The organism is Streptomyces sp. NPDC102270 (assembly GCF_044766405.1).
Taxonomy (GTDB): domain Bacteria; phylum Actinomycetota; class Actinomycetes; order Streptomycetales; family Streptomycetaceae; genus Streptomyces.
On record NZ_JBIWLX010000017.1, the window covers coordinates 168,836 to 176,700 of the forward strand.

Below are 7,865 nucleotides of genomic sequence, written 5' to 3' on the forward strand. Positions count from 1 at the left end.
GAATGGGTCGCATCGGGACCGAGGAGAGACACCATGGCCAAGTACCTGCTGCTGAAGCACTACCGTGGCGCTCCGGCTCCGGCCAACGACGTGCCCATGGAAAGGTGGACGCCCGAGGAGATCTCGGCGCACGTGCAGTACATGCGGGACTTCGCGGACGGGCTGGTGAAGACCGGGGAGTACGTCGACGGGCAGGCGCTCGCTCCCGAGGGGACCTGGGTGCGGTACGACGGCGAGGGGCGCCCGCCCGTCACCGACGGGCCGTTCGCCGAGACCAAGGACCTCATCGCCGGCTGGATGGTGATCGACGTCGACAGCTACGAGCGGGCCCTCGAACTGGCCGGGGAACTGTCGGCCGCCCCCGGCGCCGGCGGAAAGCCGATCCACGAGTGGCTGGAGCTGCGCCCGTTCTACGCGGCCTCCCCCACCGACCCGGAGTGCCACCCCGGTGGATGAGGCGCTGCTCAGAAGCCTCACACCGAGCGTGCTCACCGTCCTCGTCCGCCGCGGAGCCGACTTCGCGGCGGCCGAGGACGCCGTCCAGGACGCGCTCGTCGAGGCCGTGCGGGTCTGGCCCGACGACCCGCCGCGGGACACCAAGGGCTGGCTGGTCACCGTGGCCTGGCGCAAGTTCCTCGACGCGACCCGCTCGGACACCGCCCGCCGCCGGCGGGAGGGCCGTATCGACGAGGAACCGGTGCCCGGCCCCACGCCCTCCGTGGACGACACCCTCCAGCTGTACTTCCTGTGCGCCCACCCCTCGCTCACCCCGTCCTCCGCCGTCGCCCTCACCCTGCGCGCCGTCGGCGGACTCACCACCCGCCAGGTCGCCCAGGCCTACCTCGTGCCCGAGGCGACCATGGCGCAGCGCATCAGCCGGGCCAAGCGGACCGTGTCCGGTGTCCGCTTCGACCAGCCCGGCGATGTCGCCACCGTGCTGCGCGTCCTCTACCTCGTCTTCAACGAGGGCTACTCCGGCGATGTCGACCTCGCCGCCGAGGCCATCCGGCTCACCCGGCAGCTCGCCGCCGCCATCGACCACCCCGAGGTCGCGGGGCTGCTCGCCCTGATGCTGCTCCACCACGCCCGCCGCGCCTCCCGCACCGCCCCCGACGGCAGCCTGGTGCCGCTCGCCGAGCAGGACCGCGCCCGCTGGGACACCGCGGCGATCGCCGAGGGCGTCCGTATCCTCCAGACGGCCCTTGCCCGTGACCGCCTCGGCGAGTTCCAGGCCCAGGCCGCCATCGCCGCCCTGCACGCCGACGCGCCCACCGCCGAGGAGACCGACTGGGTGCAGATCGTCGAGTGGTACGACGAGCTCGCCCGCCTCACCGACAGCCCCGTCGTCCGCCTCAACCGGGCGGTCGCCGTGGGCGAGGCGGACGGCCCCCGCGCGGGCCTGGCCGCCCTGGCGGCGGTCGAGGACTCACTGCCCCGCCACACCGCGGCCGCGGCCTATCTCCACGAACGCGCCGGCGACCTGCCGACCGCGGCCCGCCTGTACGCCGAGGCCGCCCACAAGGCCCCCAACCTCGCTGAACGCGACTACCTGACCCGCCAGGCGGCCCGGCTCAACTCCCGTCCGCGGAACTGACGGGGCGCCCGGGACCCCGCCGAGGCAGGGGCCGGCCGCCCCCTTACATATGCTGGGCCCTCGGACTGCCGCACGGGGGAAGGGGATGCGGGCATGCCGCTGCACAAGGACGACCCGAAATCGGTCGGCGGATACAAGCTGGTCGACAGGCTCGGGTCCGGGGGAATGGGCATCGTCTACCGGGGCAGATCCCGCTCCGGGCGCGAGGTCGCGGTGAAGGTCGTGCACGCCCAGTACGCCGAGGACCCCGTCTTCCGCACCCGTTTCCGCCAGGAGATCGACGCCGTCCGCAAGGTGAGCGGCGCCTTCACCGCCCCGGTGGTGGACGCCGACCCGGAGGCGGCACGGCCGTGGATGGCGACCCAGTACGTCCCCGGCCGTTCGCTCGCCGACCGGATCTCCGAGCTCGGCCCGCTGCGGGAGACCGAACTGCGGCGCCTGGCCCTGGGGTTGGTTGAGGCGCTGCGGGACATCCACCGCGCCGGTGTCGTGCACCGCGACCTCAAGCCCGCCAACGTCCTGATGGCCGACGACGGCCCCCGCGTCATCGACTTCGGCATCTCGCGGGCGGCGGAGAACAATCCGCTGACCGAGACCGGCCAGATGATCGGCACCCCGCCCTTCATGTCCCCGGAACAGCTCACCGACGCCCGCACGGTCGGCCCGGCCTCCGACGTCTTCGGGCTCGCCGCGCTGCTGGTGTACACCCTCACCGGCCGGGGGCCGTTCGACGCGGACAGCCCCTACCTCACGGCGTACCAGGTGGTGCACGACGAACCGGTTCTGGACGGCGTACGACCGCAGCTGCGGACGGTCCTGGAGAGCTGTCTGGCCAAGGACGCCGCGGACCGGCCCGGACTTGACGACGTGGCCCGGGAGCTCGCGAGGGTGTTGCCCGAGGAGGCAATGGAGGGCCTGGAGACGGTGAGGCTGCGCGGGGACCTGCCGGACCCATCCGCCACCGGGGCCCCGGACCCGAGGTCGGCCACGTCGCCGGGCCGCCGAAATCGTCGGCTGCGCCCGCTGTGGGCGGCAACCGCCACGATCGGCGTGGTGGCTCTCGGGCTGACGGCGTATCTGCTGACCGGACCGGGAGGGACGGGCGGCGACGGCGAGGCAGGCACGGCCGGTGCGCAGACCGCCGTCTCTCGCTGGACGGCGTTGCCCAGCGGCTGGCAGCCCTGGCAGACGACGGTGTACGCCCCCGCCGACCGGGGCCTGAAGAAGGGGATCACCCTCCTGGAGGGAGGTCTGGACAGCGGCCCGCAGTGCCAGATGCACGAGGGTTCCGTCTACTGCGCGGGCGACGCGGTGCTGCCCGTGCGCCTCGACGGTCCCACCGGACGGGTCGACTGGCGTGCCGACGGGGTGCCGTCCGTCATGAGGAAGAGGTCGTACGTCTTCTCGCTCCTCGGGGTCGCGGACGACGTCATGCTGGTCCAGCAGCGTTACCAACCCGAGGGCGGGGATCTCGTGATCTCGGTCATCGCCCTCGACACCGGGACAGGGGAACGGCTGTGGCGCCGCACGGTGGACTCCGAGTCGAGCCACCCGTACCTCTCGGGCGACCTTCTGCTCGTCCCGGACATGGAGCGCGGATCGGTGACCGCACGTTCGGCGCGCACCGGCGCCGAGCGCTGGAAGGCGCCGCTTCCGGCGGGGATGCAGTGCGACCCGGCGCGCTCGAACGAGGGCCTCTACCTGGAGTGTGTACCCGCCATGACGGCCGGCAAGGACACGCTGGTCCTGGGTTTCGACCGTTCCGACGGCTCGGTGCGGCGCCTGACGGTGCCCAGTCACGCGACCCTCGTCGGCACCTACGACGGCCGCCTGCTCTACCTCGAGGCAGGGCACCTGGCCTCCGACGAAAGGGGCCCCTTCTCCCGTATCCGGCTGGTCGACCCGGACACCGGCGCCGCCAGGACGACGGAACTGGCGAAGGAGTTCGAGGGCACTGTGGCGTCGGCGGACGGCATGCTGTGGTTCACCGGCACCTCCGGCCGGGTGACCGCCGTGTCGGTCCGCACCGGCAAGCAGCTGTGGCAGACCCCGACGAGCTTGGAGCAGCCGGGCGGTGTCACCTCCGCCCCGGGCGCCCACGTGGTCTACGCGTCCAGCGCCAACGGCCGGGTCGCGGCCCTGGATGCCAGGAAGGGCACACTGCTGTGGGAGACGCTGCCGCGTGCCAAGTGGGTGAACGCACTGAACGAGCGGCTGCCCAAGGTGCTGCTCAACAAGGGCGCCCTGGTCGTCACCACCCCGGCCGGCGACATCTTCACCCTCGACCCCGCCCACCCCGAGCGGACCTCCGCATCGGGGTGAGCGCTTCTGGCGAGGGGGCTACGGCAGCGCCAGCATCCGCTCCAGCGCCAGCTTCGCGAACGCCTCGGTCTCCTTGTCGACCTCGATCCGGTTGACGAGCTTGCCCTCGGCCAGGGACTCCAGGGTCCAGACGAGGTGGGGCAGGTCGATGCGGTTCATGGTCGAGCAGAAGCAGACCGTCTTGTCGAGGAAGACGATCTCCTTGCCCTCGGGGGCGAAACGGTTCGCGAGGCGTCGTACGAGATTGAGCTCCGTGCCGATGGCCCACTTCGAGCCGGCCGGGGCGGCCTCCAGCGCCTTGATGATGTACTCGGTCGAGCCGACGTAGTCCGCCGCGGCCACGACCTCGTGCTTGCACTCGGGGTGGACGAGGACGTTCACCCCGGGGATGCGGGCGCGGACGTCCTCCACGGACTCCAGCGAGAAGCGGCCGTGGACCGAGCAGTGCCCGCGCCACAGGATCATCTTCGCGTCCCGCAGCTGCTCGGCGGTCAGGCCGCCGTTCGGCTTGTGCGGGTTGTAGAGAACGCAGTCCTCCAGGGTCATCCCCATGTCCCGCACGGCGGTGTTGCGGCCGAGGTGCTGGTCGGGCAGGAACAGCACCTTCTCGCCCTGCTCGAAGGCCCACTCCAGAGCCTTCTTGGCGTTGGACGACGTGCAGATGGTGCCGCCGTGCTTGCCCGTGAACGCCTTGATGTCCGCGGAGGAGTTCATGTACGACACCGGTACGACCTGCTCGGCTATGCCGGCGTCGGTGAGGACGTCCCAGCACTCGGCGACCTGCTCGGCCGTGGCCATGTCGGCCATGGAGCAGCCGGCGGCGAGGTCGGGCAGGACCACCTTCTGGTCGTCGGACGTGAGGATGTCCGCGGACTCGGCCATGAAGTGCACACCGCAGAACACGATGTACTCGGCCTCCGGGCGGGCGGCCGCGTCGCGGGCCAGCTTGAAGGAGTCGCCCGTGACGTCGGCGAACTGGATGACCTCGTCACGCTGGTAGTGGTGGCCGAGCACGAACACCTTGTCGCCGAGCTTCTCCTTGGCCGCGCGGGCGCGCTCGACCAGGTCGGGATCGGAGGGCGAGGGCAGATCGCCGGGACACTCGACGCCCCGCTCGCTCCTCGGGTCGGCCTCGCGGCCGAGCAGCAACAGGGCGAGCGGAGTCGGCTGTACGTCGAGCTCCGTGGTCTGGGCGGTGGTCACGACACGCACCCTTTCTACTTTTCGTCGAACTGACGTTATCTATCATAACCCGGTTCACGTCACTTTGACGATGGTCATTGCGTCGATGTGACGTGAATCCCGAAGAGTCGTTTTCCGCCCGGCACGGCATGTGCGAGCATGAAGGAGGCGCCGGAAAAACCGGCGTCCGGCCCGGAATGAATCCGCGGCCTTGCCGGTTGCACCAGTCGGCAAGCAGTCTCCGTACAACCCGGGAGAGATGTAGATGTCCGTATCGGACGAGACCGGCACCGTCACCGACGGCATCATCCTGTCCGACGCCGCCGCGGCGAAGGTCAAGGCCCTGCTCGACCAGGAAGGCCGTGACGACCTGGCCCTGCGCGTCGCCGTTCAGCCCGGCGGCTGCTCCGGCCTGCGTTACCAGCTCTTCTTCGACGAGCGTTCGCTCGACGGCGATGTCGTCAAGGACTTCGGCGGCGTCAAGGTCGTCACCGACCGCATGAGCGCCCCGTACCTGGGCGGCGCGTCCATCGACTTCGTGGACACCATCGAGAAGCAGGGCTTCACGATCGACAACCCGAACGCGACCGGCTCCTGCGCCTGCGGCGACTCCTTCAGCTGACCCGCGGTTCGCACCGGCCCAGAGCGACAGAAGGCGGCGGCCCCCTCCGACGGGGCCGCCGCCTTCGCATATCCGCGCCACCGGTGTCCCGTCGACCCCGAGCAACTCGTCTGCCCCTGGGTTCTCTCGACGACCCGAACGCGACCGGCTCCTGCGCCTGCGGAGGCAAGGCGGCGGCCCCCCTCCGCGGGGCGGCCGCCGCCTTCGCGCATCGGCGCCCCAGGCGTCCCGTCGACACCGAGCAACTCGGCGGGCTGCTCCACGCCGTCCTTGGTGATCTGCCCCTGGGATCGCTCTCCTGCGCCTTCTGTCGCCGCAGGTCTACCGGGCCGCCCCGGAGGTCTCCGGCAGTCGTGCGCCCGCCTTCTTCAGCGGGATCTCCTTGCCGTCCGAGCCCACGACCTTGCGGGCACCGAGCGGCTCGTCGAGCGGCACGGTCTTCTGCATCTCCTTGGCGATCATGATGCAGACCTTGCCCTGCCACGGCGTCTCGGTCACCGTGACCTTCACCTCGTCCGCGCTCTCGCTCGCCGTCGCCGCGTAGTCCCCGCACACCCCGCCCGTGAAGCTCACGGTCAGCTCATTGCCCTCGGCGGTGTAGCCGTCCACCTGGACGTCCCGCGTCTTCGGCGCGGAGGTGGGCCGGTCGGAGGGTGCGGTGGGCGAGGCGGGCGTGGTCGGCGTCGCCGTCGCCGGGGAGGTGATGTACGCCGGGTCGACCGCCGGATACGTCACCGTGAAGGCGTCCTTCGCCCCCGGCGCCCGCACCTCGAACAGCCAGGACGGCACCAGCGCCTGCCGACCCCCCACGAAGTGCGACGCCAGCCCGAACACCGCCTTCTCGACGCTGAGCGTGCTGTTCGCGGGGCTCGCCGTCGACTCCCCGCAGGGCGCCTCCTGCCGGTCCTCGAGCGGTACGGGACTGGCGCAGCCACCGATGCCCATGCGGTGGCCGGACACGGGCACCTTGTTCAGCAGCCCCAGCGTCTTCTCGGCGCTCAGCACGGGGTACGTGTCGCTCTTGACCGGCGCCTTCAACTGGCCGGTGCCGCCGACCACTTCACCCTGCCCGTTCACGGTGACGCCGGTCGCCCAGCCGTACGTGGGCAGCCCGCCGACGACCGGGTCGGCGTTCACGGTCCGCTGGGCGCCCATGACCTGACTCGCATCCAGCTTCGCGGTGCCCTGGCCCACCGCCTTCAGCACTGGCGCGGCGGCCTTCTCCGCGACCGCCTCGCTCACCGGACGGCCGGTGGGCGCCCCGCACACCGTGGCGCTCCGGCAGTCGTCGATGACGGGGGAGTAGCGCTGGAAGGTCCACGCGCCCGGCGCCTGCCGGTTCACCTGGAGACTCGGCCCCGAACCGTCCCTGGCCCCGATCCGCCAGACCTGCCCCTGCGCCACCGGCGTCCCGTCGACCCCGAGCGCCTCGGCGAGCCGCGTCACGTCGTCCTCGGTGACCTGCCCCTGGACCCGGTAGACGGGCGCCGAGCCGGGCCCCTGAGGTAGGCTGCCGTCGACGCGATAGGTCACGCCGTACGGATTCGGCTCCCCCGGCGCGATCCCGTTCCCCGCCCCACCGCCCGCGCTGTAGCCGTCGAGCGCGAGAGGCGGCGGAGTGCCGTCACCGGCCGCGCCGGAGGCCGCGCCACCGCCGGACCCCCCGGAGGTACCGGCGGCGAGGTACGCCCCACCGCCCCCCACCAGCAACACGGCAGCGGCTACGGCGGCAATGGCGACGGGTGACCGATGCCGAGCCATCCGAGGCGCCCCGGCGTCCCCGTCCCGGGGGATCTCGGAGTCGGGGAGAGCGGCGGGGGAGGCAGCGCCGGTGACATCGGCATCGGCACCGGTGCCGAGGGAGGGGCGGGCGTCTGCGGAGCCCTCCGGCTCGGTGGCAGCGGCAGCGGTGGCTTCGCTGTCGGAGCCCGGGGAGTCGTCCGAGTCGGCGTCGGCGACACCTCCGGCGTCCTCGTCCTCCGGCGGGTCCGCGGCGGCACCTCCGGCGTTCTCCGTGCCCTCGGTTCCACCACTGTGACCGGCCTCGGACTCGGTGGCAGCGGCAGCGGTGGCTTCGCTGTCGGAGCCCGGGGAGTCGTCCGAGTCGGCGTCGGCGACACCTCCGGCGTCCTCGTCCTCCGGCGG

The 7,865-nt window shown here is 71.9% G+C and carries 6 protein-coding genes; 4 read left to right on the forward strand and 2 right to left on the reverse strand.

Features of this window, described 5'->3' with window-relative positions:
* Nucleotides 1-33: 33 nt before the first annotated feature.
* From ACIRP7_RS32930 to ACIRP7_RS32940, 3 genes are all read left to right on the forward strand, one after another.
* Nucleotides 34-456, forward strand: coding sequence for a YciI family protein (locus tag ACIRP7_RS32930; protein WP_403666703.1), 423 nt, complete (start codon nucleotides 34-36; stop codon nucleotides 454-456).
* A complete protein-coding gene (locus ACIRP7_RS32935; protein WP_403666706.1) occupies nucleotides 449-1,594 on the forward strand; it encodes an RNA polymerase sigma factor in 1,146 nt (381 codons plus the stop codon). The genes ACIRP7_RS32930 and ACIRP7_RS32935 overlap by 8 nt, the downstream gene beginning before the upstream one ends.
* A gap of 93 nt (nucleotides 1,595-1,687) precedes the next feature.
* Nucleotides 1,688-3,916 carry a PQQ-binding-like beta-propeller repeat protein gene (locus tag ACIRP7_RS32940; RefSeq protein ID WP_403666709.1) on the forward strand — a complete coding sequence of 743 codons (2,229 nt, stop codon included), beginning with the start codon at nucleotides 1,688-1,690 and terminating at the stop codon, nucleotides 3,914-3,916.
* An 18-nt stretch (nucleotides 3,917-3,934) separates the two neighbouring features.
* On the opposite strand, the gene nadA is transcribed toward ACIRP7_RS32940, so the two are convergent.
* On the reverse strand, nucleotides 3,935-5,119 hold the full coding sequence (gene nadA / locus ACIRP7_RS32945; RefSeq protein ID WP_306982620.1) for a quinolinate synthase NadA: 1,185 nt from the start codon (nucleotides 5,117-5,119) through the stop codon (nucleotides 3,935-3,937).
* A gap of 244 nt (nucleotides 5,120-5,363) precedes the next feature.
* Here nadA and ACIRP7_RS32950 point away from each other — a divergent pair, with 244 nt between their 5' ends.
* Complete coding sequence (locus ACIRP7_RS32950; protein WP_020137379.1) at nucleotides 5,364-5,720, forward strand: iron-sulfur cluster assembly accessory protein; 357 nt, start codon at nucleotides 5,364-5,366, stop codon at nucleotides 5,718-5,720.
* A 321-nt stretch (nucleotides 5,721-6,041) separates the two neighbouring features.
* On the opposite strand, the gene ACIRP7_RS32955 is transcribed toward ACIRP7_RS32950, so the two are convergent.
* Nucleotides 6,042-7,865 (reverse strand): hypothetical protein (locus ACIRP7_RS32955; protein WP_403666713.1); only part of this gene is annotated, 1,824 nt, incomplete at its 5' end.